Here is a 25,643-nt window from a genome sequence, read left to right on the forward strand (position 1 = left end):
CGAGATTCACGCAGACCTGGGGACCGGCCCTCAGCCGCGACCGTGCGGCTCCAGCCAGACCGACTCATCGGGCCCCTGCGGGACGATGCCGGACGGGTTGATGTCGGTGTGGACGACGTAGTAGTGCGCCTTGATCTGGTCGAAGTCGGTGTTCTCGCCGAACCCGGGCGACTGGTAGAGGTCGCGGGCGTAGCCCCACAGGTTCGGCATCTCGGTGAGCTTGTTGCGGTTGCACTTGAAGTGGCCGTGGTAGACCGCGTCGAACCGCGCCAGGGTCGTGTAGAGGCGGATGTCGGCCTCCGTGATCGCCTCGCCCATCAGGTAGCGCCGGTCCGCGAGCCGCTCCTCCAGCCAGTCCATCGCCTCCCACAGCCGGCGGTACGCCGCGTCGTACGCGCGCTGGGAGCCGGCGAACCCGCAGCGGTACACGCCGTTGTTGACCTCGACGAAGATCCGCTGCATCACCTCCTCCATCTCCTCGCGCAGCGCCTCGGGCCACAGGTCCGGAGCGTCCTCTGCGTGAAAGTCGCGCCACTCGAAGAAGAGGTCGTGGGTGATCCACGGGAAGTCGTTGGTCACGACCTTCCCGGAGGAGACCTCGACGACCGCGGGCACCGTGATGCCGCGCGGGTAGTCGGGATAGCGCTTGAAGTAGGCCTCCTGCAGCCGCTCGATGCCGAGCACCGGGTCGCGACCGTCCGGGTCGAGGTCGAACGTCCACGACCGCTTGTCGTGGGTCGGGCCGGGCGTGCCGAGCGAGATGACGTCCTCCAGCCCGAGCAGCTGGCGCACGATGATCGAGCGGTTCGCCCAGGGGCATGCCCGGGCGGCGATCAACCGGTAGCGCCCGGGCTCGACCGGCCACAGCGGCACGTCGGCCGGACCGCGCTGGGGCACCCGGCCGTCCTGGGTGATCCGGTCCGGGATGTACCGCATGTCGCGGTTGAACTCCTGGCCCTTCTCGACGTACGTCGGCTGCAGGTCCTCCTCGGCGCTCATGTGCCCCAACGTAGATCAGCCGCGGAAAGCTCCACGGTGCGCCCCGCGAGCTCGACCACGCGGTCGTTGGCCTCGGCCTCGCCGATGGTCACCCGTACGCCCTCGCCGAGCGGCCGGACGGTGAGGCCGAGCCCCTCGGCGGCGGCGACGAAGTCCGGGATCCGAGCGGTGGCCAGCGGGAACCAGACGAAGTTGCCCTGCGCGTCCGGGACGCTCCACCCGGCCTCGCGCACGCCGGCCAGCACCCGGGTGCGCTCGGCGACCAGGGCCTCGACCCGCTCGAGCAGCTCGGTCCGCGCGGCCAGCGAGGCGACGGCGGCCGCCTGGGCGACGAGGTTGACGCCGAACGGCAACGAGACGGCACGCAGCACCGCCGCGATCGGCTCGGGCCCGATGGCGTAGCCGACCCGGAAGCCCGCCAGGCCGTAGGCCTTGGAGAAGGTGCGCAGCACGACGACGTTGGACCGGGTGCGCTGCAGCGCCAGGCCGTCGACCGCACCGTCGAGGCGCACGAACTCGACGTACGCCTCGTCGAGCAGCACGAGCACGTCGGACGGCACCCGGTCGAGGAAGTCGGAGACCGCCGCGTGGGTCAGCGCCGGGCCGGTCGGGTTGTTCGGGCTGCACAGGATCACCACGCGGGTGCGGGGGCTCACCGCCGCCGCCATCGCGTCGAGGTCGTGGGAGCCGTCGGGACGCAGCGGCACCTGCACCGACGCGCCGCCGGCGACGGTCACGGCGATGGGGTAGGCCTCGAAGGAGCGCCACGGGTAGACGACCTCGTCGCCGGGCTCGAGGAAGGCCGCGAGCAGCTGGTAGATCAGTCCGGTCGACCCGGTCGCGACGGCGAGCCGCTCGGCCGGGACGTCGTACGTCTCGGCGAGCGCGGCGTACAGGGCGGTGTTCCCCATGTCGGGGTAGCGGTTCATCGAGGCCGCGGCGCTCACCGCGGCCTCGAGGACGCCCGGCAGCGGCGGGTAGGGGTTCTCGTTGGAGGACAGCTTGTAGACGACCTGGCCGGGTCGCGCGACGGGCAGACGGCCGGCGACGTACGGCGGGAGGCCTCCGAGGCGCGGGCGTGGCTGAGGCGAGGGGCTCACGGGTGAGAGCGTAGGACCCGGGCGACGGCGACCCCACCGACGCCGGCCACGACCCCGATGAGGGCACCGGTGACGTTGTCGATGACGTCGGTGACGTCGCAGGCGCGGTCGATGCGCGCGAGCCAAAGCTGCACCGCCTCGATGCCGATGGAGTACGCCGCCAGCGCCACCACGCCGAGCGGCACGAGCAGCCACGGCCAGACGCCGCGCAGCCGGGTCGCGGCGAGCACGACCAACACGCCGGAGGGCACGAACAGCAAGGTGTTGAGCAGCCGCTGGCCACTCTCGAAGATCCAGAAGCCGTCGGGGGCGGGGCCGCCGATGTCCCACGAGCAGGAGTCCAGCCGGCCCTCGGCGGGCACGATCCCGGGCGCACCCTGGGCCGGGATCAGGGTGACCAGAGCGATCACCGCGAGGCTCCAGAGCAGGCCGGCGACCGACCAGGCGCTGAGCCAGCGCATCCACCGACCGGCCAGCACCGCCAGCACCACGAGCGCCGCGCCGACGCCCAGCGCGCCGAGCAGCATCACCGGGTAGCCGCCGATCGGAAACACAGTGCGACCCTAGAGGGCCGCCCCGACCGGCGGCCGAGCACCGGCCGCCTCATGCTTCACTGAGCGCCATGCGCTTCCTGGCCTGGTGGATCTCGAACGCCGTCGCCCTCCTCGCCGCGACCTGGCTCCTGGACGGCATCCGGTTCACCGACACGGCCAGCGACGGGCTGGTGGACCGAGCCGTGCCGCTGCTGGGCGTCGCGCTGATCCTCGGCGCGGTCCGCGCGGTCGTGAAGCCGGCGCTCACCATCCTCAGCCTGCCCCTGGTGCTGCTCACGCTCGGCCTGTTCCTGCTGGTCATCAACGCGGCGGTGCTGCTGCTGACCGGGTGGCTGGCGCAGCAGGTCGACCCCGGTCTCAGTGGCGGCTTCCGGGTCGACGGGTTCTGGCCCGCGGTCGGCGGCGCCATCGTCGTCACGCTCGTCTCCTGGCTCGTCGACCGGGCGCTGGACCGGTGATCCCGCCGCCGCGCCGCCCCGGGCGGTACGCCGTCGCGCTGGTGTGCCTGGGCAACATCTGCCGCTCCCCCATGGCCGACGTCGTGCTGCAGCAGCGGCTGCTCGAGGCCGGGCTGGCCGACCGCGTCACGGTCGCCAGCGCCGGGACGGCCGACTGGCACGTCGGCAAGCCGATGGACCCTCGCGCCGCCGCCACGCTCGACGCGCACGGGTTCGACCCCACCCGGCACCGTGCTCGACACTCCACGCCGACCTGGCTGGCCGACTTCGACCTGGTGCTCGCCATGGACGCCGACAACCTGGCCGATCTCGGCGGCGGCTCCGAGCGGGTGATGCTCTTCCGCGACCTGGACCCCGACGGGCCGGGCGCGGTTCCGGACCCCTACTACGGTGGCGATGACGGCTTCGAGGAGGTGCTGGCGATGGTGGAGCGTACGACGGCGGTCCTGGTGCGCGAGATCGGCGGGGCGCTGGCTCCGTGACCAGGCGACCGACCGTGGCGCGCCGGGCCGAGGCGCTCGTCGGTCTGCCGGTCGTCGCGACGTCCCCGGTGGCGGGCGGGACGGGCACGACGCTCACGAAGCTGCGCTTCAACGACGGCACCTCCGGGCTGGTCAAGACCATGCCGCACCCGCCGGCGGGCTTCTTCGCCGCCGAGGCGCGTGGACTGCGGGCGCTGGCCGCGACACCGCTGTCGGTGCCCGACCTGCTCGGCGCCGACGACGAGTGCCTGGTGCTGCGCTGGGTCGAGCCGGGCCGCCCCACCGGCGAGAGCGCCGAGGCGCTCGGCCGAGCGCTGGCGGGCGCTCACGCCGTGACCCGGCCGGAGTTCGGCGCGGACCAGGACGGCTTCGTCGGTCCGCTCCCGCTGCCCAACCGGCCTGCGCCGGACTGGGCGGAGTTCTACGCGACCAACCGGGTGCTGCCCTACCTGCGGCTGGCGCGCGACCGGGCGGCGATCACGGCCGACGAGGCTGCGGCCGTCGAGGCGGTGCTGCCGCGGCTACCGGAGCTGGTGCCCGCCGAGCCGCCGGCCCTGCTGCACGGCGACCTGTGGAACGGCAACGTCGTGTGGGGGCAGGACGGGCACGCGTGGACGATCGACCCGGCGTCGTACTTCGGCCACCGCGAGACCGACCTGGCGATGCTCGCGCTCTTCGGTCTGCCGCAGCTGGACCGCGTCCTGGACGCTTACCAGGAGGTGAGCCCGCTGGCGGACGGCTGGCGCGACCGCATCGGGCTGCACCAGCTCTTCCCGCTGCTCGTGCATGCGGTCCTGTTCGGCCCGGCGTACGGCGCCCGGGCGGCCGCCGTCGCGGTGCGACCGCTCGGCTAGCAGCCCCGGGCGGCGACCCACCGCGCCAGCTCGTCGGCAGGCATCGGCGGGGCGAAGAACCGGCCCTGGCCCACCGGGCAGTCCAGGTCGGAGATCCGGTCCCGCTGCTCGACGGTCTCGATGCCCTCCGCGATCACGTCGAGTCCGAGCGCCTTCCCGACCTGGATCATCGAGCCGATGACCGTCACGTCGACCCCCGAGCCGCCGTGGTCGACCAGGAAGGTCCGGTCGATCTTGAGCTCGTCGACGGGCAGGCTCACGAGCTGGCCGAAGGAGGAGTAGCCGGTGCCGAAGTCGTCGAGACTGACCCGGACGCCGAGGTCGCGGATCCGGTGCAGCATCGCCGCGCCACGCTCCTCGTCGAGGAGCCGGTTCTCGAGCAGCTCGATGGTCAACCGCTCCGGTTCGACGCCGTGCCGGGCCAGCAGCGCCGGGGCGTTGTCGGAGATGGTCCCCGAGCTGACCGTCTCGGCCATGGCGTTCACCGAGATGCGGGGGATCCGCACGCCGGCGTCGTCCCAGGCGCGCAGCTGCTCGAGCGCCATGTCCAGGATCATCCGGTCGAAGGAGCGGCTCATGCCCATCTGCTCGGCGAGCCGCACGAAGCGCCCCGGCGGGATCGGGCCGCGCTCCGGCTCGGTCCACCGCGCCAGCACCTCGACCCCGGCCAGCACGCCGTCGCAGACCCGGACCTGGGGCTGGTAGACGAGGGTGATCTCCCGCTGCTCGATCGCCGTGCGCAGGGCCCGGCTGAGCGCCAGCCGGTCCCGGGCGTCCTCGGCCATGTCGGGCTCGAAGAAGACGGCGGTGCCGGGCTGGTCGCGCTTGGCGTACGCCGCCGCGGTCATCGCCGAGCGGATGAGGGTGGTCACGTCGCTGCCGTCACGGGCCGCGAGCGCGACGCCCACGGTGAGGCCGCCGCGCTGGCCCGCGAGCCCGGTCGGCTGCCGGTCGACGGTGTAGGCGAGCCGGTCGGCCAGGTCGCGCACGTCCGCCACCGAGTCGGCGCTGACCAGGACCAGGAAGTGGGGACCCTGCAGGCGCCGTACCCGGGCGTCGAGGCCCTCGATCTCGGCGTCGATGCGCTCCGCGGCCTCCAGCAGGAGCAGGTCACCGGCCTCGAAGCCGACGACCTGGGTCGTCGCGAGGTAGTTGTCGACCTCGATCACGAGCGCCGCCGAGGTGAACCAGGACTGCCCCTCCTCGGACCGCTCGTAGAACGGCACACCGGTGACCGGGTCGACGGCGCGGTCGCCGTCCACGGGGGCCGCGCCGGAGGGCCGCCCGAAGATGACCGCGCGGTCGCGCCCGGAGCGCTTGGCGTCGTACAGGGCGTCGTCGGCACGACGCTTGAGCTGGTTGGCCGACTCCCCCGGCTGCCACTGCGAGATGCCCGCCGAGGCGGTCACCTCCTCGGCGGTGAAGCTGAGCAGGTCGTTGACGAGCACGGCGGCCTCGCCGGCGTGTCGGCCGGGCAGCAGCAGGCCGAACCCGTCCCCACCGCAGCGCGCGAGGGTCGCGTTGGCGGGCAGCCTCTCTCCCCAGGCACGGGCACAGTCGACCAGGATCCGGTCGGCGGCCTCCTCGCCGAGCAGGTCGTTGACGACCTTGAACCGGTCCAGGTCCAGCATCGCCAGGGTGAGCGGGGTGCCGTCCCGGCCGCAGGCGAGGAGGATCTGGTCGAAGCGGCGGGCGAAGCCGCGCCGGTTCGGCAGCCCGGTGAGCTGGTCCTCCTCCAGCGCGTCGGTGAGGCGGGCGAGGTAGGTCGCCACCGCCGCCACGCTCAGCCAGGTGACCAGGTTGAGGGTGATCGCGCCCGCGGACTCGCCGAGGTGCGCCAACAGGGCGCCCGCCACACCGAACACGATCGCGAGGTGGACGGCCAGGGCGGGGAGCGCGAAGAGGAACGGGATGTTGACGACGATGACCAGGAAGGGCGCCACCAGCGCGGCGCTGGGCGCGTCCGCGCCGACCAGGAGCGCGAAGGTGCCGAAGGCGCCCGTCCCGAACAGCGGGTTGACGTGGTAGGTCCAGCGCGGCAGCCGCTCGCCGCGCCACAGCAGGCCGAGCCCGATCAGCACCGCGACGGCGCTCAGCCCGAGGATGGCCAGCCGGACCTCGGCGGTGACCGGGAGCAGGGCGACGGCGACCGCGCAGCTCAGCGCCCCGCAGAGGTAGAGGATGCCGGTCGTCAGCTTGATCGCGCGCACCGTCGCACCAGCGGGTGGCTCCTGCCACCAGCGCCGCACCGCCATACGCACCTCCCGATGCAGGTCCGAGTTGCCACGGCCGCCCCAACGCCGTGTTCCTGATCCATCGGCGCGAACCTGCCACAGTTGCGGCATCCGCGGTCCGTTTTCGCCTCGCAAGGGCCGTCGACGCCCCTTGCCGGACGCCGCTGACCGGGCCTAGCGTCTGTGACGCACGTCACTTCTCGGGAGGCCACTGTCATGTTCGGACCTCGGCGACCCCGCCGCCTGCTCGCCGCCACCCTCGGCCTCGCGATCGCGCTGCCCCTGACGCTGCCGGCCATGGCCAGCGGCGCTGACCACCGGCATCGAGCCGACCGCAGCCGCCACTTCGCCCACCATGCGCCCCGGCCGGGCCTCACCGGCCAGAGCTTCTACTTCGTGATGGGCGACCGGTTCGCCAACGGCGACCCGGCCAACGACACCGGCGGCCTCGGCGGCGACCGGCTCACCCACGGCTTCGACCCGACCGCCAAGGGGTTCTACCAGGGCGGCGACCTGGCCGGCCTGCGCGAGCGGCTGGACTACATCGAGGGGCTCGGCACCGACGCGATCTGGCTGACGCCGGTGTTCAAGAACAAGGCGGTCCAGCTCGAGGACGGCCCGTCGGCCGGCTACCACGGCTACTGGATCACCGACTTCACCCAGATCGACCCGCACCTGGGCACCAACGCCGAGCTCACCGAGCTCATCGACGCCGCGCACGACCGCGGCATCAAGGTGTTCTTCGACATCATCACGAACCACACCGCGGACGTCATCGGCTACGAGGAGGGTGCGCGCACGGCGTACGTGCCGAAGGACGTGAGCCCGTACCGCTCCGCCGACGGCACGCCGTTCGACGACCGCGACTACCCCGATCCGTTCCCACCGCTCGACCCTGCCACCTCGTTCCCCTACACGCCGGTCCTGGAGAGCGGCGAGGAGGACCTCAAGGTCCCGGCCTGGCTCAACGACACGACGCTCTACCACAACCGGGGCAACACGACCTTCGTCGGCGAGGACAGCCAGTACGGCGACTTCTTCGGCCTCGACGACCTCTTCACCGAGCACCCGACGGTGCGGGAGGGGATGACCGAGATCTACTCGACGTGGGTCGAGGAGTTCGGCATCGACGGGTTCCGCATCGACACCATGAAGCACGTCGACGACGCCTTCTGGCAGCACTTCGGCCCGGCACTGCAGGACGTCGCCACCGAGGCCGGCAACCCCGACTTCTTCATGTTCGGCGAGGTCGCGCTCGACGGCAGCGACGCTGCCGCCAAGGCCTTCACGTCGCGCTACACGACTATGAACCGGATGCAGGCCATCCTCGACTTCCCGTTCCAGTGGGCGGCGCGCGACTTCGCCTCCCGCGGGCTGAGCGCGCAGCAGCTGGCCGAGTTCTTCGTCGCCGACGACTGGTACACCGACGCCGACTCCAACGCCTACGCACTGCCGACCTTCCTGGGCAACCACGACATGGGCCGGATCGGCCACTTCCTGAGGAACGACAATCCCGGCGCCACCGAGGAGGAGCTGCTCGCCCGCGACCGGCTCGCCCACGAGCTGCTCTACCTCTCCCGCGGCAACCCGGTCGTCTACTACGGCGACGAGCAGGGCTTCGCCGGGACCGGCGGCGACCAGTCGGCACGGCAGACGATGTTCGCCTCCCAGGTCGAGGAGTACCGCACCGGCGACCAGCTCGGCACCGACCGCACGCCCGCCTCGGACAACTACGACCCCAGCCACCCGCTCTACCGGCTGATCGGCGAGCTGGACGCGCTGCGCGAGTCGCACCCCGCGCTGCGCGACGGCGCCCAGCAGGTCCGCCACGCCGCCTCGGGTCCGGGGTTGCTGGCGTTCTCCCGCTTCGACCGGTCCACCCAGCGGGAGTACGTCGTGCTGCTCAACAACAGCAAGGCGAGCGCGGCCGCCGACGTGCCGACCTGGGTGCGGGGCGGCGCCTTCGAGAAGCTGTACGGCGCGGGCCCGGCGCGACTGCGCACCGACGGCCACCGCGAGCTGTCGGTGACGCTGCCCGGCCTCGCGGCGGCGGTCTACGTCTCCGAGCGGGCGATCCCGCGATCGCATCAGGCGCCGGCCATCTCGCTCCGGGCCCCGTCCCCAGCGGCCGAGGACCGTGGCCGGATGCACGTGGCGGCCGACGTCGCGGGGACCTCCTTCTACGAGGTGACGTTCCAGGCCCGGGTCGGAGACGGCCCGTGGCGGACGATCGGCGTCGACGACTCCGCCCCGTACCAGGTCTTCCACGACACCTCGGCGATCGAGCCCGGCACGCCGGTCGCCTACCGCGCGGCCGTGCTGGACAACGCCGGCCACACCCGGGGGTCGGCGGCACGCTCGACCCAGGTGCTGTCACCGGCGGTCGTCATCGGCGCGCCGACCGACGGCGGCACCGTCACGAGCATCGACCCGGTGACGATCAGCGCGACCGTCCAGCCGGAGCGGCCCGGACAGGTGGTGGAGTTCGAGCGCAGCGTGGCCGGTGGCGGGTGGACGTCGCTCGGCACGGACGACTCCGCGCCGGCGTACACCGCCGTCGACGACGTCTCGGACCTCCCGCTCGGCACGTCGGTGTCCTACCGCGCCGTGCTGCGCGAGCCCGGGCAGGCGCCGGTGACCAGCGCGGTGGTCACGGTGACCACCGCCGAGCCGGCGCCGGCGGTGGGGTCGGTGACCGTGGCCGGCAGTCTCCAGTCCGAGCTCGGCTGTCCGGCCGACTGGGACCCCGCGTGCGCTGCCACCGGCCTGGCGTTCGACACGACCGACGGGCAGTGGCACGCGACCTTCACGCTGCCGGGCGGGTCGTATGAGTGGAAGGTGGCGATCGACGGGTCCTGGGACGTCAACTACGGCGCCGGGGGCGCGGCCGGCGGCAGCAACCTCGCGCTGACCGTCCCGGCGAGCGGCGGCACGTACACCTTCACCTGGGACCAGGTGACGCACGTGCCGTCGGTCGCCCCTGCGGGCTAGCCGCTCACTGGCCGGTCAGTCGCTCCGGTCCGTGTCGTAGTGGGTGATCTCCTCGGAGAACCCCGCCTGCCGGGGCGGGTGCGGGGTGCCCGGGGAGCCCTGCGCGGGGTCGTACTCTCCCTCGGCTGCCGGGCCGTCGGTGGTCGACGACGGCTCCTGCTGCTCCGCATCGTCGTCGAGCCTGCCGAGTCGCTCCTGCTCGCTCATGCCTCACCTCCGGGTCGTCATGGGGTCGTGGTTGCAGTGACCGGGTACCCGCCGCCCCGGCAGTCACGCGGGTCCCCGGCGGGCACTCCGGGCCATGCAAAGCGCCGCCGTGGGTACCAGCGCCTCGTCACATCTGCAGAGAGGAAGTGTGTTGCCATGAAGCACATCCGCCGCTGGGGCGCCGTCTACCTGCTCGTCCTGCTGTTCCTGGGCTCGTGGCTCGGGCACTTCCTCACCCAGCTCGCGACGTTCCGCAGCGAGCAGCAGGAGCACGGCCAGCCGTTCGTGTGGGCCGACTACATGACCGACTTCTGGGCCAGCACGCTCGAGAACTGGCAGAGCGAGTGGCTGCAGCTGATCTTCCAGGCGATCCTGCTCCTGGGCGCCAAGCACTGGCTGTTCCAGGTCGACGCCGAGGACATGGAGCGCATGGAGCGCAAGGTCGACGCCATCGCGGAGCGGCTGGGCCTGGACCCCGACGAGTCCGACGAGCCGAAGCCCGAGAAGGAGCAGTCCGGGGCCTGAGCGCCCGTCACACCGACCCGCGGTGCTCCTCGAAGACCAGCACCGTCTGGGTGGCGAGCACCTCGGGCAGCGCCTGCACCCGCTCGAGCACCAGGTCGCGCAGGTGCTCGGTGCTGCGCGCCCGCACCAGCATCAGGCAGTCGAAGTCGCCCGCCACGAGCGCCACGTGCGCGGCCTCCTCGATCGCCCATGCCTTCTCCCGGAACGACTTCCAGGAGTTCTGCTTGATCCGCACATGGATGTAGGCCGCGACACCCAACCCCAGGGCGGCGTGGTCGACCTCGACGGTGAAGCCGCGGATCACGCGGTCGTCCTGCAGCCGCTTGAGACGGGCGTAGGCGCTGGCCCGGCTGATGCCGACCCGGCCGGCGAGGTCGCGGACCGACACCCGGGCGTCGGCGCGCAGAACGTCCAGCAGCTGCCGGTCGATGGCGTCCATGTCTGGACATCTTGCCACCGTCATCCCGGCATGACGAGCCATCCGTCCGGGAGATCTCGCGTAACGTCGGACACCTGACGACACTGGAGCCATGTTCGAGGAAGCGCAGTACTTCGCGCCCATCGTCGCGCACGACGACGGCACGCTGCAGGTGCAGCTCGGTCGCGACCACCCCGGCTTCGCCGACGCCGAGTACCGCCGGCGCCGGGACGCGCTCGCCACCCTCGCCGCCCGGTGGCAGCCCGGCGAGCCCGCGCCGACGGCGGACTACACCGAGGACGAGCACGCGGTGTGGCGCGCCGTCAGCGAGGCGCTGGTGCCGCTGCACGAGGCGCACGCGTGCCGCGAGTTCCTCGCCGGGAAAGAGGCGCTCGGCCTGCCGCGCGACCACATCCCCCAGCTCGAGGAGGTCAGCGCCGCGCTGGCCCCGCTGACCGGCTTCCGCTACCTGCCGGCCGCCGGCCTGGTCCCGCTGCGTGAGTTCTACGGATCGCTGGCCGACCGCACCTTCTGGGCGACGCAGTACGTCCGCCACCACTCCGTGCCCCTCTACACGCCCGAGCCGGACGTGATCCATGAGGTCGTCGGTCACGGCAACACTCTGGCCAACCCGCGCTTCACCGCGCTCTACGAGCTGGCCGGGGCCGCCTCGCGGCGCGTCCAGACGCCGGAGGCGCTGGAGTTCGTCAGCAAGGTCTTCTGGTTCACCCTGGAGTTCGGCGTGCTGCACGAGGACGGCGACCTCAAGGCGTACGGCGCCGGCATCCTCTCCTCGCCCGGCGAGACCGGGGAGTTCGGCAGCATGACGATCCGTCCGCTTGACCTGGTCGCGATGGGCACCACCGACTACGACATCACCGTCTACCAGCCGCTGCTCTACGCCGCGGAGTCGTTCACCCACGTCGAGGACGTCGTCGGCGGCTTCTGGGCCGAGTGCGACGACGACTCGATCGCCGCGCTCAGCTCCGCGGCTTCGCGGGTGTGATCCTGCCCCGCGCCTCGCCGAACCCGATCCTCGTGCCGTCCGGCCCGGGTGCGGTGGCGCGCAGCACCACCTCGTCACCGTCCTCGAGGAACGTGCGCCGCGCGCCCGCCACGGTGACCGGCTCCCTGCCGCCCCAGGTCAGCTCGATGAACGCGCCACGCTGCTCCTTGGCAGGACCCGAGACGGTCCCCGACGCGAACAGGTCGCCGCTGCGGGTCGGCGCCCCGTTGACGGTGAGGTGGGCGAGCATCTGCGCGGGCGACCAGTACATGGCGGCGTACGGCGGCCGGCTGACGACCTCGCCGTTCCACTCCACCTCCAGGTCGATGTCGAGGCCCCAGGGGTGCGGCTGCATCGCGAGGTAGGGCAGCACCGCGGGCTCCTGCACCGGCGTCGGCACCCGGGCCGCCTCCAGCGCCAGCATCGGCACCACCCACGGGGAGATCGTCGAGGCGAACGACTTGCCGAGGTTGGGCCCGAGCGGGACGTACTCCCAGGCCTGGATGTCGCGGGCGGACCAGTCGTTGAACAGCACCACCCCGAAGAGGTGGCGCTCGGCGGCCTCGACGGCGATCGGCTCGCCCATCGGGTTGCCGGTGCCCACGACGAAGCCGATCTCGGCCTCGATGTCGAGCCGGGTCGAGGGTCCGAAGACGGGCCCGGTGTCGCTGGCCCGCTGGCCGCACGGCCGCACGATGTCGGTGCCCGATACCACGATCGACGCCGAGCGGCCGTGGTAGCCCACCGGAAGGTGTCGCCAGTTCGGCAGCAGCGGCTCGGGGTTGTCGGGCCGGAACAGCCGGCCGAGGTTCGCGGCGTGGTGCTCGGAGGCGTAGAAGTCGACGTAGTCGGCGACCTCGACCGGCAGGTGGAGGGTCACCGCGCCCAGGTCATGCACCGCGTGGACGGCGTGCTCCGGCAGGTCCCCCCGCAGCGCCTGGGTGATCGCGGTTCGCACCTCGACCCAGCGGGCGTGGCCCTGCGCCAGGAGCGGGTTGAGGCTCGGCGCGGCGAGCACGGGATCGTCGGGGTCGCCGAGCAGCAGCGCCAGGTCGACCACATAGTCGCCGTACCTGGTGGCGAGCCGCGGCTCCTGCCCGGGCACCGAGTAGACGCCGTACGGCAGGTTGTGCAGGCCGAACAGGTCGTCGGCCGCGACCTCCAGCCGGGTCACCGGGTCACCGCCATGGCGGGGGTGAGCAGGCCCAGCCGGGCCAGGTCGGCGACGGGGTCGACGATCGAGCAGGTGCCGAACGAGCAGAACAGCTCCCGCACGGCCGGGTCGGCACCGCGCACCGCCGCCACGACGGCAGCCTCCTCGCGCTGGGCCAGCACGTCCGCGACGTCGCGGCAGTCGGCCCCGGCGCGCGCGGCCGCGGTGGCGGCGAGCAGGTTGAGGAAGCCGTGCTGCTCGAAGCCGGTGGCCAGGTCGGTGCTGCGCACCGCGTGGTGCAGCCCGGCGGTGGCCTTGAACGGCACGCCGGCCGCCACCAGCCCGGTCACCGCGGCGGCCAGCTCCGCCTCACCGGGGTGCAGGTCCGCGCGGACGCCGCCGGTGCGCAGCTTGGCGAGGTACGGCGAGTCGCTGAGCTTCTCCACCAGCCGGTCGCGGCGCTCGTCCCGGGGCAGCTCCACGAACACGCGCAGGTCGCGGTCGCCCACCGCGTCGTCCAGGGCGTCGTCCAGCGTCCTGACCACGGTGCCCGGGGCGACGGCGGCGGGCACCGCCACCTCGACGCCGACCAGCCGCACGCCCCGGACGCCCGCGGCACGTCTCAGCGCTGCCCCCACCGCGTCCGGCGCCGGCACGGTGAGCGAGACCGCGAGCGCCCCCTCGAGCTCGCGGGTGGCGTCGGACAGCGCGTCGAGGTCGGCGGCCGCGACGACGAACGCGCCCACCAGGGCGGCGTACGGCGCCCGCCGGTGCTCCTGGTGCGCCGGCACCGCCTCCGCGAGGGGCAGGTTGCCCGGCGGGAAGACCGCCGCGTCGTCGAGGAGCCCGTCGAAGAGAACGCTCATCCGTCCGTCGCACCTTGCTCGCCGCGGTCGCCTCGCACCCAGGAGTAGGCGTAGAGACCGTCGTCGGACTCGCGCGCCGCCTCGCCCAGCTCCAGCGGCCGGAAGGTGTCGACCATGACGGCGAGCTCGTCGAAGAACTCCACCCCGATCGAGCGCTCGTAGGCACCCGGCTGCGGGCCGTGCGGGTAGCCACCGGGATGCAGCGAGATGGATCCCTGCCCGATGCCGGAGCCCTTGCGGGCCTCGTAGTCGCCGCCGCAGTAGAACATCACCTCGTCGGAGTCGACGTTGGAGTGGTAGTAGGGCACGGGGATCGACAGCGGGTGGTAGTCGACCTTGCGCGGCACGAAGTTGCAGATCACGAAGTTGGTGCCCTCGAAGACCTGGTGCACCGGCGGCGGCTGGTGCACCCGGCCGGTGATCGGCTCGAAGTCCCGGACGTTGAAGGCGAACGGGTAGAGGCAGCCGTCCCAGCCCACCACGTCGAACGGGTGGTGCGGCAGCGTGTGCACCGTGCCGGCCAGCCCGCCCGGACCGTGCCCGCGGTGCTTGATGAAGACCTCCACCCCCTCGCTGGTTGAGCCTGTCGAAACCACCCGCGGGTCCGTCGGCCCGCGCAGGTCCCGCTCGCAGTACGGCGCGTGCTCGAGCAGCTGGCCGTGCTTGGACAGGTAGCGCCTCGGCGGCGTGATGTGCGAGTTGGCCTCGATCGCGTAGATCCGCACCGCCCCCCGCGGCACGACGCGGTGGGTGGTGGCGCGCGGGATGATCGCGTAGTCGCCCTCGGCCACCTCGAGGTCGCCGAAGACCGTCTCGACGACCGCCTCGCCCGCCTCGAGGTAGAGGCACTCGTCGCCGATCGCGTTGCGGTAGTACGGCGAGGGGGCGTCCGCGACGACGTACGAGATGCGGACGTCGGCGTTGCCCAGCAGCAGCCGCCGGCCGGTCACGGCGTCGATCCCCGACGCGCCGTCCTCGAAGAGCTTGTGCGTGCTCAGGTGGCGCGGCGTGAGCGGGTGGTTGGGCACCAGCGACTGGTCGGGCAGGTCCCAGGTGCGGAACTCGGCGACCGCCGACGGGATGTGCCGGTGGTAGAGCAGCGAGGAGTCGGAGGAGAACCCCTCCTCGCCCATCAGCTCCTCGTAGTAGAGCGTCCCGTCGGGCGCCCGGTGCTGGGTGTGGCGCTTCGGCGGGACGTCGCCGGCGCGGCGGTAGTACGGCATGACTAGAAGTTCCCTCTCCGCGCCTGCTCGCGCTCGATGGCCTCGAAGAGCGCCTTGAAGTTGCCCTTGCCGAACCCGAGGGAGCCGTGCCGCTCGATGAACTCGAAGAAGACCGTGGGCCGGTCGCCGATCGGCTTGGTGAAGATCTGCAGCAGGTACCCGTCCTCGTCGCGGTCGACGAGGATCTTGCGCCGCTGCAGCTCCTCGATCGGCACCCGCACCTCGCCGATGCGGGCACGCAGCTCGGGGTCCTCGTAGTAGGAGTCGGGCGTGTCGAGGAACTCGATGCCGGCGTCGCGCAGCGCGTCGACGGTGGCCAGGATGTCGTTGGTCGCCAGCGCCAGGTGCTGGGCGCCGGGCCCCTGGTAGAACTCGAGGTACTCGTCGATCTGCGACTTCTTCTTGGCGATCGCCGGCTCGTTGAGCGGGAACTTCACGCGGTGGTTGCCGTTGGCGACGACCTTGCTCATCAGCGCGGAGTAGTCGGTGGCGATGTCGTCGCCGATGAACTCCGCCATGTTCGTGAAGCCCATGACCTTGCGGTAGAACTCGACCCACTCGTCCATCCGGCCGAGTTCGACGTTGCCGACGATGTGGTCGAGCGCCTGGAAGAGCCGCTTCGGGGCGCCCTCGGGACGTCGGTACGACGACGTGCGGGTGACGTAGCCGGGCAGGTAGGGGCCGTCGTACCGGCTGCGGTCGACGAGCGTGTGGCGGGTCTCGCCGTACGCCGCGATGGCGCCGACCCGGACCGTGCCGTGCTCGTCGGTGAGGTCGTGCGGCTCCTCCAGGACGGTGGCCCCGACGCTGCGGGCGTGCTCGATGCACTTGTCGACGTCGGGGACCTCGAGCGCGATGTCGACGATGCCGTCGCCGTGCCTGGCGTGGTGCGCGATGATCGGGCTCGTCGGGTCGACGCCGCCCTTGAGCACGAAGCGCACGCTGCCGCTCTTGAGGACGTAGGCCACATGGTCGCGGTTGCCGGTCTCGGGGCCGGAGTACGCGACCAGCTCCATGCCGAAGGCGGAGATGAAGAAGTGGGCGCCCTGCGCGGCGTTGCCGACCGCCCAGACCGCGGCGTCCCAGCCGGTCACGGGGAACGGGTCGTGCGAGGCGTCGTACTCCACCAGGCCGACCAGCTGCTTGAGCGTGTCGAGGTCGAGGTCGGCGAGCTTCTCCTGGTCCGTCAGCGTGTCCGCGAGTGTCATGACTCACATCCAAGATCGGCGGTCAGCGCCGGGCAAGATGCGCACGTCGCTCTGGTCAGAGTGCCCAACCTGCGCATCTTCTTCTAGGAAGATCTGGACATAGTGACTAGTTTGAGGTCCATGGCTGACACCGCCGCGACCGCCCGGCTCGACGCCCTCGACGTCGCCCTGCTGGCGGCGCTCGACGAGCACCCCCGCATCGGCGACCTGGAGCTGTCCCGGGTCACGAAGGTGGCGCGCGCGACGGTGCAGAGCCGACTGCGCCGGCTCGTGGAGAACGGCGTCGTCAGGGACTGGACGCCGACCCTCGACCCGGCGGCCGCGGGCTTCCCGGTGCAGGCCTTCGTCACGCTGGAGATCTCCCAGGGCGCTCTCGACCAGGTCGCGGCCGACCTGGCCGAGATCCCCGAGGTGCTCGAGGCCTCGGCGACCACCGGCTCCTTCGACGTCGTCTGCAAGGTCGCCACCGCCTCCCACGCCCAGCTGCAGGCGGTGTTGGTGCGCATCGACCAGTCCAGCGCCGTCGTCCGCTCTACGAGCGTCGTGGTGCTGTCCACCCTCGTCGAGCCCCGGGTCATCCCGCTGCTGGCGAGCGGCGAGCCGGCGCCCGGCAGCCGGGCGCCGGCGTACCGCCGCTGACCGGCACGTCAGCGACAGGCGACCGACTGCTGGGCCTGGGCGACGGCGACCGAGCCGGACGCCGCCTGGGCCGCGCGCTGGGCCTGCTTCAGCTGCTTCTTCAGCTTCGGGACCTTCCGGCTGTGCGCCTTCTTGGCCTTCTTCAGCTTCTGCTTCAGCGTGGTGACCTTCTTGGCGGCGCTGACCGACGTCGCCTTCGCCTGCGCCGTCGTCGCCACGGCCGAGGCACACGCGGCGCTCCCCGGGCCGGTGGCCGGCGGAGGCGGCGCCTGGGTCGGCCCCGTTGTGGGCGTGCCGGACGGCGTCCCCGTCGGCGTCCCCGTCGGCGTGCCCGTCGGGGTTCCTGTCGGCGTCCCCGTCGGCGTCCCCGTCGGTGTCCCCGTCGGCGTCGGCGGCACCGGAGTGCCGGTCGGCGAGGGACCCTGACCACCCGAGCCGTCGTCGTCCGCGATGACCAGGAGCACGGTGTCCGCGTCCTGAGCCGGGTCCCCGACCGTGACGAAGGCGTACTCCTCCCACTCGTCGACCGTGTCACCGAGGATCTGGATCTGGAAGGTGCCCGTCCGTGCGCCCGCCGGGATCGTCAGCGTGCCGGAGCTGCCGACGTAGTCCTCGCCCTCGGCCGTGGTGTGGTCGGCGACCGACCACGGCACCACTGTGGCCGTGGTCGCCGGCCGGGTCAGGACCACCGTGAAGACGGCCGACCGGACCGCACCCGCGGCACCCTCGTCGATCTTCACCATGGACGTCATCAGCCGCTCGCCGTCGAGGGAGTTCTCCTCGATGTCGGCACCGGCGTTGTCCTTCTCGTCGCCTGCGCCGTCGTCGGCGATCCCGTTGAAGGTCACCGTGGTGCTGCCCGTCGGGCGACGGGAGTAGTCCACCGCGTCGAACCCACCGCCGCCGGTCATCTTGTCGGCGCCGTCGGGCTCGGTGCCCTGGTCGAACACGTCGGCCCCCGACCCGCCCGTGAGGGTGTCGTTGCCGGGACCGCCGACGAACATCGTCGGGTGGCCGGCGCGGCTGATCAAGGTGTCGTTGCCGGCCCCGCCCTCGAGCATCGCGACCCCCTTGCGCGAGCTCAACCCGATCGAGATCACGTCGCTCGCGGAGCCGCCGACGATGCGCTCGGTCGACTCGATGTAGTCGCGGTAGCCCTCGTACGTCGGCCGGTTGCTGACGTCCTCCACACCGCCCTCGGTGTAGTTGCCGTCCTCCTTGACGACGACCGGCGTCGTGCGGCCCTCGTAGCTGACCGTGTCGAAGCCGTCGCTGCCGTAGAGCATGTCGGCGTGGATGCCGCCGACCAGCAGGTCGTCGCCGCGACCACCCGACAGGGTGTCGTCGCCCTCACCGCCGTCGAGGACGTCGTCGCCCTCGTCGCCGTTGACGCCGTCGGCACCCAGGCCGCCCTCGAGGACGTCGTCGCCCTCACCGCCGTGCAGCTGGTCCTTCTCGGTACCGCCGTAGACGGTGTCGTCGCCGAGGCTCGCATAGAAGGTGTCCTCACCGCCGCCCAGGTGCACGACGTCGGCACCGCCGCCCGCGTGGACGAGGTCGCTGCCGTCGCCGAGGTACATCGTGTCGACGCCGCCGGCTCCGGTGTAGGTGCTCTGCACGCCGGCGTAGCCGTAGACCGTGTTGTCGTCCGGGTCCGCGTCGGTGCCCGCGCCGCCACCGGTGCCGGTGTAGACGCTGCCGCCGCCGGTGGCGTTGTAGATGGTGTCCTCACCGAGGCCGCCGTAGATGGTGCCGGTGCCAGCGCCGGTGCCGCCACGGATCTCGTCGTCGCCGTCGCCACCCTGGATGCCGTCGGTGCCGACCCCGCCGTCGATGTAGTCGTCGCCGCCGCGGCCGTAGATCTGGTCGTCGCCGTCGCCGCCGTCCATCCGGTCGGCGCCGTTGCCGCCGTAGGCCCAGTCGCGACCGTCGCCGAGCTCGAAGACGTCGAGCCCACCGTTGCCGAAGGCCTCGTCGTTGCCGGGGCCGGCCACGAAGCGGTCGTCGCCGTGGTCGACGTACTGGGTGGCGTCCTGCTTGTTCATGTCGAGGTCGTAGAGGTCGTCGTCGCCCTCGCCACCCTCGAACGTGTCCGCGCCGCCCTGACCGTGCATCCGGTCGTTGCCCAGGCCGGTCTCGAAGACGTCGTCACCGGTCCAGCCCCAGACGGTGTCGGTCCCCGGGCCGGTCGTGATCCGCTCGACGTCGGTCCGGACGTTGTCCTTCTCGCCCGCGCCGTCGTTGGCCACGTTGTCCTTGTAGATGGTCAGGTCCTCGGCCCGGGCGGAGTAGTCCGCCCAGTCGAAGCCGTCGCCACCGGTGAAGGAGTCGGCCCCGGCACCACCGTCGAGCCGGTCGGCACCCACGCCGCCGTCGAGCGCGTCGTCGCCGTCGCCGCCGGTCAGGTCGTCGTCGCCGGTCTCGCCGAGCAGGGCGTCCGTGCCGGCACCGCCCTGGAGGACGTCGTCGTCGGCACCGCCGCGGAGGTCGTCCGCGCCGGAGTCGCCGACGAGCTCGTCGAGGCCCTCGGCACCGAGGAGTACGTCGGAGCCGGGCCCGCCCTCGAGGCGGTCGTCGCCGGCGCCTCCGCGCAGCTCCTCCCCGACGGAGCCGCCGATGAGCTGGTCGGCGTACGCCGTGCCGATGACCACGTCGGTGTCGACGATGTTGTCCGCCGCGGCCGACATGGGCCCGTCGCCTGGCACCCCGTCGATGCTGACCCGGACCGGCTCGCCGAGCGCGGAGTAGTCGACCACGTCGGCGCCACCCAGACCCAGGAAGCTCTGGGAGCCGGGGCCGTCGACGAGGACGTCGTTGCCGTCGCTGCCGACCACCTGCGCGGCGCCGGCGCCACCGATGAAGGTGTCGTTGCCGGCGCTGCCCATGAGCAGCGCGGTCCCGGCGCCGGCGTGGAACTCGTCGTCGCCCGGGCCGCCGTCGGCGCGGACGTCACCGCTGGCCGGCAGCTTGATCAGGTCGGCGCCCGCGCCGCCGTAGACCGCCTCGATCGAGATCGAGGTGTCGGCCTCGCCCGGGACGCCGCTGGTGGCCGCGAGGTCGACGGTCACCGGCTGCTGCCGGTCGGTGTAGGACGTGATGTCCGTGCCGTTGCCGCCGTCGACCTTGTCGTCGCCCGGGCCGCCGAGCAGGATGTCGTCGCCCTGCTCGCCGGTCAGCTCGTCGATCCCCGCCCCGCCGTTGAGGTCGTCGGCGCCGGGACCACCGACGAGCAGGTCGTTCGCCGCGCCCGAGGTCAGGGTGTCCGACCCGGCGCTCACGCTGGTCACGGCCACGCAACCCGGACCGCTGTCGCCGTACAGCGTCGCGGTGCCGGCTTCGACGGTGACCCGGTCGTTGCCCGCGCCACCGCACACGGTGACCGGCACCCGGGGTGCCTCGGCGGTGAGCAGGGTCGAGGTGCGGACGTCGAAGACGTCGTCCCCGCCCTTGAGGTCGGCGAAGATCGCCGTCACGCCGTCGTAGGTCTCGACCAGGCCCTGCGAGGAGACCTCGACCGTGTCGTGGTCGGTCTGCGTCACCTGGAACGACTCCGGGGAGGGGTCGTTGCGGAACGTCATCTTCCCGGCGCCGTCGAGGTCGGCCAGCACGTTGACGTACGGCTCCTCGCCGTTCTCACCGCCCTGCGGCGTCTGGCAGAAGGAGAACAGGTCCTCCTGCTCGTAGATCCGCTTCGAGACGATCGGGTACTCCCCACGCCCGACGGGTGTGTCCACGTAGGCGCGGATGAACGCGTCGACGTAGGCGGAGGCGTCGAAGAAGCACAGCGGGTTCCTGTTGACCTTCAGCTGCGCGGCGAGGTCGGTGTAGCGGACCTTGCCGGTCTCGTTCGCCTTCAGGTTGAACTCGGCCGTCCCGTGCACACCGCCCTCGGCCCCGGCCTCGAAGCCGGGTACGCCGACCGACGCGCCCGCGGTGAGCTCGGCGTCGAACCGGATCTCGGGGACGTCCTTGCCGGTCTGGTCGAAGTCGTCGAGGTAGAGGCCCTGGAGCAGACCCTCCGACACCTTCCACGCGGTGTTGTTGGTCTCGTCCTCGTCGAGCAGCACCTCGAAGCCCTTGCGGATCCCGTAGGTGTCGAACCCGGCGGCCAGGTGACCGGAGACGCCGGCGCTGCCGCCGATGTAGAGGTTCGCGGGACCGATCGGGTAGCGGAACTGGAAGCCACGCTGGACCGCCAGCTTGCCGGCGTCGAAGTACACGAGCGTGACGTCCTTGCCGAGCAGCATCCCGAAGAGCGACGACGGGTTCTCGAACGCCGGGAACGTGAAGCCGCCCGTGGAGCTCGCGTCGTCGAGTGCCGCGTCGGCCTGGTCGCCCTGCGGACCCTTGAACTCGATGGCGCCCAGCACGTTGGGCGTCACGACCGTCTTGCTCTCGATCAGCGTGTCGGCCTCGGTCAGCGCGACCGGCTGGGCGACCTTCTCGTCGGCGACGGTGAACGACCCCAGGTTGATGACCCCGTCGGGCGCGTCGGCGCTGTCGATGGCCCGGACCAGGTCGATGAGCTGGATGACCCGGTCGATCATCTGCAGGCCGGTGGAGTTCGCGCCGTTGGCCGCCTGGTCGGCGGCCTTGAAGGCGTCGTACCAGGTCGGCGGCTTCGGCATGCCGGCGAGCTTCGCCGCCTCCGTGGCGCCGGGGATGGGCTGCCGGATCGCGTCGATCGGCTTCTCCAGCGGACCGGTGTAGGTGTGCAGCGTCTTGGCCGCCGGCTTGAGGAAGTCGGTCACCAGGCTGCCGGCGTCGATCGTGACGTTGTCGAACTTGATCGTCGCGTTGGGGATCGGTGCGCCGGCTCCGGTCCAGTAGACGCCCGCGTCGACCTTCAGGTCGGTCGCGAACGTCGGCAGCGCGGACGCGGCCTTCTCGCCCTTGAGCGTCGTGATGGCGAGGTTCACCTTCGCCGAGGCGTCGACCGACGGGACGACCTGGGCCCGGCCGAGATCGGCCAGCGGCAGGCGGCCGTCGGCACGGTCGGTGCGCAGGTCGACCGCGGCGGTGACGCTGACGTCGTGGACGGGGTCGCCCTCCGCGTTGGTGTCGTGGTTGTCCTCCATCTCGATCGGGATGAAGGCCAGGTCACCCTTGAGGTCCGGGCCGTCCGCCACCTCGGGCAGGTCGCCGGTGGCCTGGACCGAGAGCTCCTTGTCGGCCCCGGCGGTGGGAACGTAGAAGCCGAGGTCGCGGTCGACACCGAAGGCGAGGTTGGCCCGGATGCCGGCCGAACCGGTCACGCCGGCCTCGCTGGCGAGTCGCAGGCCCGGGAAGCCGAGGTCGAACGGCGCGGTGGTCTCCGCCACCCCGTAGAACAGCGGCAGGTGCACCTCGAGGCTCTGCAGCTTCGCGATCGGCTCGTCGCCCTTGCAGGTCTCGGCAGTGCCGTCGGCGAGGAGGCAGGTGATCTCGACGGTCGGCGCGGTGCTGCCCGAGACACCCGGGATCTCGGCGAGCAGCTCCTCGGCCTTGGACTTCGCCAGGCCGGTGGTCGGCGCCTGGGTGGTCAGGGTCGTGGCGAGCTCGTCGATGCGGCCGAGCACGTTGGTGTCGAACTTGTCCATCACGTCGGCGCCTGCGGTGACGTCAGTGCCGAGCAGCGGGATCTTCGTGCCGGCCGGGAGGTTGCGCAGGCCCTCGCTGACCTGCTGGGTCAGGGTGCGGACACCCTCGACGAGCAGCTTCCACTGGATCGCCTCGTTCTTCATGGCGTTCTCGACCGAGGTGCTGTCGACGTACCAGCCGGCGGGCTTGAGCAGGTCCGGCGCCTCGAAGGTGATGCTGCCGAGGTCGGTGTCGCCGACGTAGACCGGCAGGACCGCGCAGGCGTCCACGCCGTCCGGGATGAGCGGCGGGCAGCTCGCTGCCAGCGCCTCGTCCTCCTCGTGGACGGTGAGCGGCGACTTCGGCGGCAGGGTCAGCGTCCAGGTCTTGAACGCGTCGGAGCCGATGATCAGGCGCTTCCCGGTGGGCGCCGGCGTGGCGACCTTGAAGCGGGCGGCAATCCTCGCCTGGGCGTTCTCGACGTCCTGCTTGCCCAGGCTGACCTGCAGCGGGCCGAGCGCAGCGTTGATGGTGCCGTCGACGCTCGCGCCGACGCCGATGTCGAGCAGGGCGTTGTCGAGGACGAAGAGCTTCGGCTCGCCCGTGACCTTCGGCAGCTGGCCGGCCGCGCCGACGGCGACGTCGGGAAGCTCGACGCCGAAGGAGAGCTTGGCGCGGGCGTCGAAGGACACGTTGACCGTGCCCGAGCTGCCGATGCCGGCGATGCCGGCCGCCTTCGAACCGCTGCCGAGGTCGAGGTTGAACGGGATGCCGGTCAGCGCGTCGGTGGTGACCGTGCAGGTGCGGCCGGCCGTTCGGTCGGTGGTGCACACGCCGAAGTCCAGGTCGACGATCAGCGCACCCGGCGTGGTGTCGGCCTTCTTCAGGTAGCGGAACTTCACGAAGTCCGAGGCCGCGAAGCTCTGGCCGCTCTCCGTCGCGGCCTCCATCGCCTTCAGCCCGGTCGGCAGCTTGAGCCCGAGGGCGGTGCCGAGCCGCTTGCTCAGCTCGGTCTGGAGCTGGGCCATGGTCTTGATGTCGTTGACCTGGATGAGCTCGTCGACGACACCCTGGATCTTCTGCAGGACCGGGTCGAGGTCGGCCACGCTCTTGCCGATCAGCGGCAGCGGCTTGCTCGAGGTCGCGTTGCCGGCGGCGACCGCGGTGCGCATCTGGTCGATGGTCTGCTTGGTCACTGTCAGGACCTGCGTGATCATCGCCCGCGGGTTGTCGGTGTCGAGCGTGAAGGGCAGCACGTTGTCCAGGAAGTCCTGGCTCGGCGTCACCTTCAGCGTCGAGGCGTCCGGCACCTTCGCCCAGGCGACGGTGAGCTTGCCGGCCCCGAGCGGGACGCCGGCCAGCTCGGCCGACGCGGTCAGGTCGAAGGACGGGACGGTGGCGTTGATGGCGCCGGTGACCGGCAGGGCCTTGGCAGCGGCGAGCTCGGCCAGCGTGGTGCGGCCGTCGCTGTTGGGGTCGACCAGGCCGACGGAGACCATCGGCTTGGCGGCGTCGGCGCGCTTCAGCAGCTCCACGGGGCCGTCGGCGACGGAGTCGGCCAGGTGGACGCCGAGCACGGAGGCGATCGCGTCCAGCTGGATGTCGGCCTTCACCGGCGCGTCCAGGGTGGCGATGGCGCCGCCGGCGCCGTTGGTGAGGAAGAACCGCTCGTCGAACGCCTTGCCGGCGGTGACGTCCAGGCCGATGCCGAAGTCGATGGCGTACGACGGGTGGACGGATGCGCTGGCGGCACCGGTGACCTCCGTGATGCCCGCGCCGGTCAGCGTGGTGCCCAGGTCGAGGTCGGCGGTCTTCTCACCGGCGTCGCCGGAGGCCTTGACGCCGAGAAGCAGTCGCCCGTCGGCGTACCGGAAGTCGAGCGCGTCGGGCTCCATCCCGAGGGCGGTGGCGAGCTTGGGCATGAGGTCCTGGACGGACGTCACGCCCACCTCCGCGGCGTTGTCGACCGAGATGGTGGACAGCGGGTTGGCCTCGTCGGTGAAGCCGTTGTCGACGAAGAACTTCACGAGCTTGTCGCTGACGTCGACCATGTCGCGCAGCGGCTCCTCGACGAACGGGATGTCGAGGTCGCCGGCGGCCTGCGCGGACTGCACGGCGCGGGTCACCTGGGCCAGGCCGTTGACGACATCGCCCAGGGTGAGGCTGCGGAACTGGGCCAGGTCACCGAGCTTGACCTCGGGTGCGGAGAGACCGTTGCAGAGGCTGGCGTCGTCGAGCGTGATCGTGCCGACCGTGCCCGAGAGACCGGCGAGGTCGGTGGTGACGGCCAGGTCCACTGCGGCGCCGTTGGAGACACAGCCCAGCTTCACCAGCTTCGCCGGCGTGGCGAGCTCGGTCTCGTCGAGGAAGCCGTCGCCGTTGGGGTCCTTGAGGGTGACCGAGACGCCGGCGTCGGCCTTCACCGTGCCGGTCCCGGCGACGCCGAGGATGCCGGTCTGGAACTTCAGCGGGTTGTCGTCGCCCTCGAAGGCGACGTCGACACCGGCGCGGACAGTGCCCACCGGGTCGGCGCTGACGGGGATGCGGACCTTCGTCGCACCCAGCGGGTCCACCTTGACGGTGGTGCCGAGCCGCAGGTCGAGGGCGTCGGCGACCTCCGCACCGTTGATCTGGAGGCCGTCGAGCGTCATCGCGAGCGGGCTGTCCTCGTCGACGTCGACCGCGATGCTCACCTTGACGTCGTAGGGACCGGTGCCGGTCTGCGGGGTGATGTCGGCGTCGAAGTCGACGACGACGCCCTCGAGGCCGTGGTAGTCGCTGGCCCGGTCGCCGTCGCCGTCGAGGTCGTCGAGCCGCTCGTCGAACGCGGCCAGCGTGAGACCCTCGCCGGCCATCGCCGCGATCTGCCCGTCGGCCCAGGTCAGCATCTGCGCCACCTGCGGGAGCTCCTGCGCGACGAAGTCCTGCACGCCGAACGGCAGGTTGCCCGTCAGCGGCGCCGGGTCGTCCAGCTCGCCGGCGAGCTTCAGCCAGCTGTCCAGCGCGCCGGCGATCGCCTCGACCGCCGAGGCGTCCTCAGCCGTGGCCGCGGCCGCGGGCGCCGCTGCCACCGGTGCCGTGTCGTCCACCGTAGCGGCCGCGGACCACGCGGCTCCGCCGACGACGGCGGCCGCACCGACGCCGAGCAGCAGGCGGCGGCGCACGGC

The 25,643-nt window shown here is 72.0% G+C and carries 18 protein-coding genes; 7 read left to right on the plus strand and 11 right to left on the minus strand.

Going from position 1 to position 25,643, the window contains the following annotated elements; translation table 11 throughout:
- Positions 1 to 30: 30 nt before the first annotated feature.
- Genes VGE38_RS09520 through VGE38_RS09530 form a run of 3 tightly spaced genes read right to left on the minus strand, consistent with a single transcriptional unit; the run spans position 31 to position 2,653 of the window.
- Positions 31 to 999: a glutathione S-transferase family protein gene (locus VGE38_RS09520; protein WP_331142299.1), complete on the minus strand. Its 969-nt coding sequence runs from the start codon at positions 997 to 999 to the stop codon at positions 31 to 33.
- Positions 996 to 2,099 carry a histidinol-phosphate transaminase gene (locus tag VGE38_RS09525; protein WP_331142300.1) on the minus strand — a complete coding sequence of 368 codons (1,104 nt, stop codon included), beginning with the start codon at positions 2,097 to 2,099 and terminating at the stop codon, positions 996 to 998. The genes VGE38_RS09520 and VGE38_RS09525 overlap by 4 nt, the downstream gene beginning before the upstream one ends.
- A complete protein-coding gene (locus VGE38_RS09530) occupies positions 2,096 to 2,653 on the minus strand; it encodes a VanZ family protein (RefSeq protein WP_331142301.1) in 558 nt (185 codons plus the stop codon). The genes VGE38_RS09525 and VGE38_RS09530 overlap by 4 nt, the downstream gene beginning before the upstream one ends.
- A 68-nt stretch (positions 2,654 to 2,721) precedes the next feature.
- On the opposite strand from VGE38_RS09530, the gene VGE38_RS09535 reads away from it, so the two are divergent.
- Genes VGE38_RS09535 through VGE38_RS09545 form a run of 3 tightly spaced genes read left to right on the plus strand, consistent with a single transcriptional unit; the run spans position 2,722 to position 4,447 of the window.
- Complete coding sequence (locus tag VGE38_RS09535; protein WP_331142302.1) at positions 2,722 to 3,111, plus strand: phage holin family protein; 390 nt, start codon at positions 2,722 to 2,724, stop codon at positions 3,109 to 3,111.
- Positions 3,108 to 3,593, plus strand: a complete 486-nt coding sequence (locus VGE38_RS09540; protein WP_331142303.1) for a low molecular weight protein-tyrosine-phosphatase — start codon at positions 3,108 to 3,110, stop codon at positions 3,591 to 3,593. Before VGE38_RS09535 ends, VGE38_RS09540 begins: the two co-directional genes overlap by 4 nt.
- Entirely contained in the window at positions 3,590 to 4,447 is an 858-nt protein-coding gene (locus VGE38_RS09545) for a fructosamine kinase family protein (protein WP_331142304.1), read from the plus strand. The genes VGE38_RS09540 and VGE38_RS09545 overlap by 4 nt, the downstream gene beginning before the upstream one ends.
- On the opposite strand, the gene VGE38_RS09550 is transcribed toward VGE38_RS09545, so the two are convergent.
- The gene (locus VGE38_RS09550; RefSeq protein ID WP_331142305.1) at positions 4,444 to 6,702 is read right to left on the minus strand and encodes an EAL domain-containing protein; all 2,259 of its coding nucleotides are present in this window, start codon (positions 6,700 to 6,702) and stop codon (positions 4,444 to 4,446) included. The two genes, VGE38_RS09545 and VGE38_RS09550, sit on opposite strands and share 4 nt — an antisense overlap.
- Before the next feature lie 195 nt (positions 6,703 to 6,897).
- Between VGE38_RS09550 and VGE38_RS09555 the strand changes: the two genes are divergently transcribed.
- The gene (locus tag VGE38_RS09555) at positions 6,898 to 9,672 is read left to right on the plus strand and encodes an alpha-amylase family glycosyl hydrolase (RefSeq protein WP_331142306.1); all 2,775 of its coding nucleotides are present in this window, start codon (positions 6,898 to 6,900) and stop codon (positions 9,670 to 9,672) included.
- Positions 9,673 to 9,687: 15 nt separating this feature from the next.
- Here VGE38_RS09555 and VGE38_RS09560 read toward each other — a convergent pair whose 3' ends face one another.
- Positions 9,688 to 9,879, minus strand: coding sequence for a hypothetical protein (locus VGE38_RS09560; protein ID WP_331142307.1), 192 nt, complete (start codon positions 9,877 to 9,879; stop codon positions 9,688 to 9,690).
- A gap of 156 nt (positions 9,880 to 10,035) precedes the next feature.
- Between VGE38_RS09560 and VGE38_RS09565 the strand changes: the two genes are divergently transcribed.
- Positions 10,036 to 10,404 carry a DUF6766 family protein gene (locus VGE38_RS09565; protein WP_331142308.1) on the plus strand — a complete coding sequence of 123 codons (369 nt, stop codon included), beginning with the start codon at positions 10,036 to 10,038 and terminating at the stop codon, positions 10,402 to 10,404.
- A 7-nt stretch (positions 10,405 to 10,411) separates the two neighbouring features.
- On the opposite strand, the gene VGE38_RS09570 is transcribed toward VGE38_RS09565, so the two are convergent.
- Complete coding sequence (locus tag VGE38_RS09570) at positions 10,412 to 10,843, minus strand: Lrp/AsnC family transcriptional regulator (RefSeq protein WP_331142309.1); 432 nt, start codon at positions 10,841 to 10,843, stop codon at positions 10,412 to 10,414.
- 91 nt (positions 10,844 to 10,934) lie between these two features.
- On the opposite strand from VGE38_RS09570, the gene VGE38_RS09575 reads away from it, so the two are divergent.
- Positions 10,935 to 11,828, plus strand: a complete 894-nt coding sequence (locus tag VGE38_RS09575) for a phenylalanine 4-monooxygenase (protein WP_331142310.1) — start codon at positions 10,935 to 10,937, stop codon at positions 11,826 to 11,828.
- Here the strand turns inward: VGE38_RS09575 and fahA are convergent.
- The 4 genes from fahA to hppD are packed head-to-tail and all read right to left on the minus strand — an operon-like array spanning position 11,803 to position 16,278.
- Positions 11,803 to 13,002 (minus strand): fumarylacetoacetase, encoded by a 1,200-nt coding sequence (gene fahA, locus VGE38_RS09580; RefSeq protein ID WP_331142311.1) that lies wholly within the window; start codon positions 13,000 to 13,002, stop codon positions 11,803 to 11,805. The two genes, VGE38_RS09575 and fahA, sit on opposite strands and share 26 nt — an antisense overlap.
- The gene (locus VGE38_RS09585) at positions 12,999 to 13,847 is read right to left on the minus strand and encodes a hypothetical protein (RefSeq protein ID WP_331142312.1); all 849 of its coding nucleotides are present in this window, start codon (positions 13,845 to 13,847) and stop codon (positions 12,999 to 13,001) included. The genes fahA and VGE38_RS09585 overlap by 4 nt, the downstream gene beginning before the upstream one ends.
- Positions 13,844 to 15,070, minus strand: coding sequence for a homogentisate 1,2-dioxygenase (locus VGE38_RS09590; protein ID WP_331142313.1), 1,227 nt, complete (start codon positions 15,068 to 15,070; stop codon positions 13,844 to 13,846). The genes VGE38_RS09585 and VGE38_RS09590 overlap by 4 nt, the downstream gene beginning before the upstream one ends.
- Positions 15,071 to 15,072: 2 nt before the next feature.
- Positions 15,073 to 16,278, minus strand: a complete 1,206-nt coding sequence (gene hppD / locus VGE38_RS09595) for a 4-hydroxyphenylpyruvate dioxygenase (protein WP_331142314.1) — start codon at positions 16,276 to 16,278, stop codon at positions 15,073 to 15,075.
- A 120-nt stretch (positions 16,279 to 16,398) separates the two neighbouring features.
- Here hppD and VGE38_RS09600 point away from each other — a divergent pair, with 120 nt between their 5' ends.
- Positions 16,399 to 16,917, plus strand: coding sequence for an Lrp/AsnC family transcriptional regulator (locus VGE38_RS09600; RefSeq protein WP_331142315.1), 519 nt, complete (start codon positions 16,399 to 16,401; stop codon positions 16,915 to 16,917).
- 8 nt (positions 16,918 to 16,925) lie between these two features.
- Here the strand turns inward: VGE38_RS09600 and VGE38_RS09605 are convergent, their stop codons facing one another.
- Positions 16,926 to 25,547, minus strand: coding sequence for a Calx-beta domain-containing protein (locus VGE38_RS09605; RefSeq protein ID WP_331142316.1), 8,622 nt, complete (start codon positions 25,545 to 25,547; stop codon positions 16,926 to 16,928).
- Positions 25,548 to 25,643 lie beyond the last annotated feature (96 nt).

The sequence above is a fragment of the Nocardioides sp. genome, assembly GCF_036405735.1.
Classification (GTDB): domain Bacteria; phylum Actinomycetota; class Actinomycetes; order Propionibacteriales; family Nocardioidaceae; genus Nocardioides.

What these genes read in the sequence shown, in the direction of transcription:
- VGE38_RS09570 (WP_331142309.1), bottom strand. Translation starts at nt 10,843, where the DNA reads ATGGACGCCATCGACCGGCAGCTGCTGGACGTTCTGCGCGCCGACGCC.
- VGE38_RS09560 (WP_331142307.1), bottom strand. Translation starts at nt 9,879, where the DNA reads ATGAGCGAGCAGGAGCGACTCGGCAGGCTCGACGACGATGCGGAGCAG.
- VGE38_RS09555 (WP_331142306.1), top strand. Translation starts at nt 6,898, where the DNA reads ATGTTCGGACCTCGGCGACCCCGCCGCCTGCTCGCCGCCACCCTCGGC.
- VGE38_RS09550 (WP_331142305.1), bottom strand. Translation starts at nt 6,702, where the DNA reads ATGGCGGTGCGGCGCTGGTGGCAGGAGCCACCCGCTGGTGCGACGGTG.
- VGE38_RS09590 (WP_331142313.1), bottom strand. Translation starts at nt 15,070, where the DNA reads ATGCCGTACTACCGCCGCGCCGGCGACGTCCCGCCGAAGCGCCACACC.
- VGE38_RS09565 (WP_331142308.1), top strand. Translation starts at nt 10,036, where the DNA reads ATGAAGCACATCCGCCGCTGGGGCGCCGTCTACCTGCTCGTCCTGCTG.
- VGE38_RS09585 (WP_331142312.1), bottom strand. Translation starts at nt 13,847, where the DNA reads ATGAGCGTTCTCTTCGACGGGCTCCTCGACGACGCGGCGGTCTTCCCG.
- VGE38_RS09575 (WP_331142310.1), top strand. Translation starts at nt 10,935, where the DNA reads ATGTTCGAGGAAGCGCAGTACTTCGCGCCCATCGTCGCGCACGACGAC.
- VGE38_RS09520 (WP_331142299.1), bottom strand. Translation starts at nt 999, where the DNA reads ATGAGCGCCGAGGAGGACCTGCAGCCGACGTACGTCGAGAAGGGCCAG.
- hppD (WP_331142314.1), bottom strand. Translation starts at nt 16,278, where the DNA reads ATGACACTCGCGGACACGCTGACGGACCAGGAGAAGCTCGCCGACCTC.
- VGE38_RS09600 (WP_331142315.1), top strand. Translation starts at nt 16,399, where the DNA reads ATGGCTGACACCGCCGCGACCGCCCGGCTCGACGCCCTCGACGTCGCC.
- VGE38_RS09535 (WP_331142302.1), top strand. Translation starts at nt 2,722, where the DNA reads ATGCGCTTCCTGGCCTGGTGGATCTCGAACGCCGTCGCCCTCCTCGCC.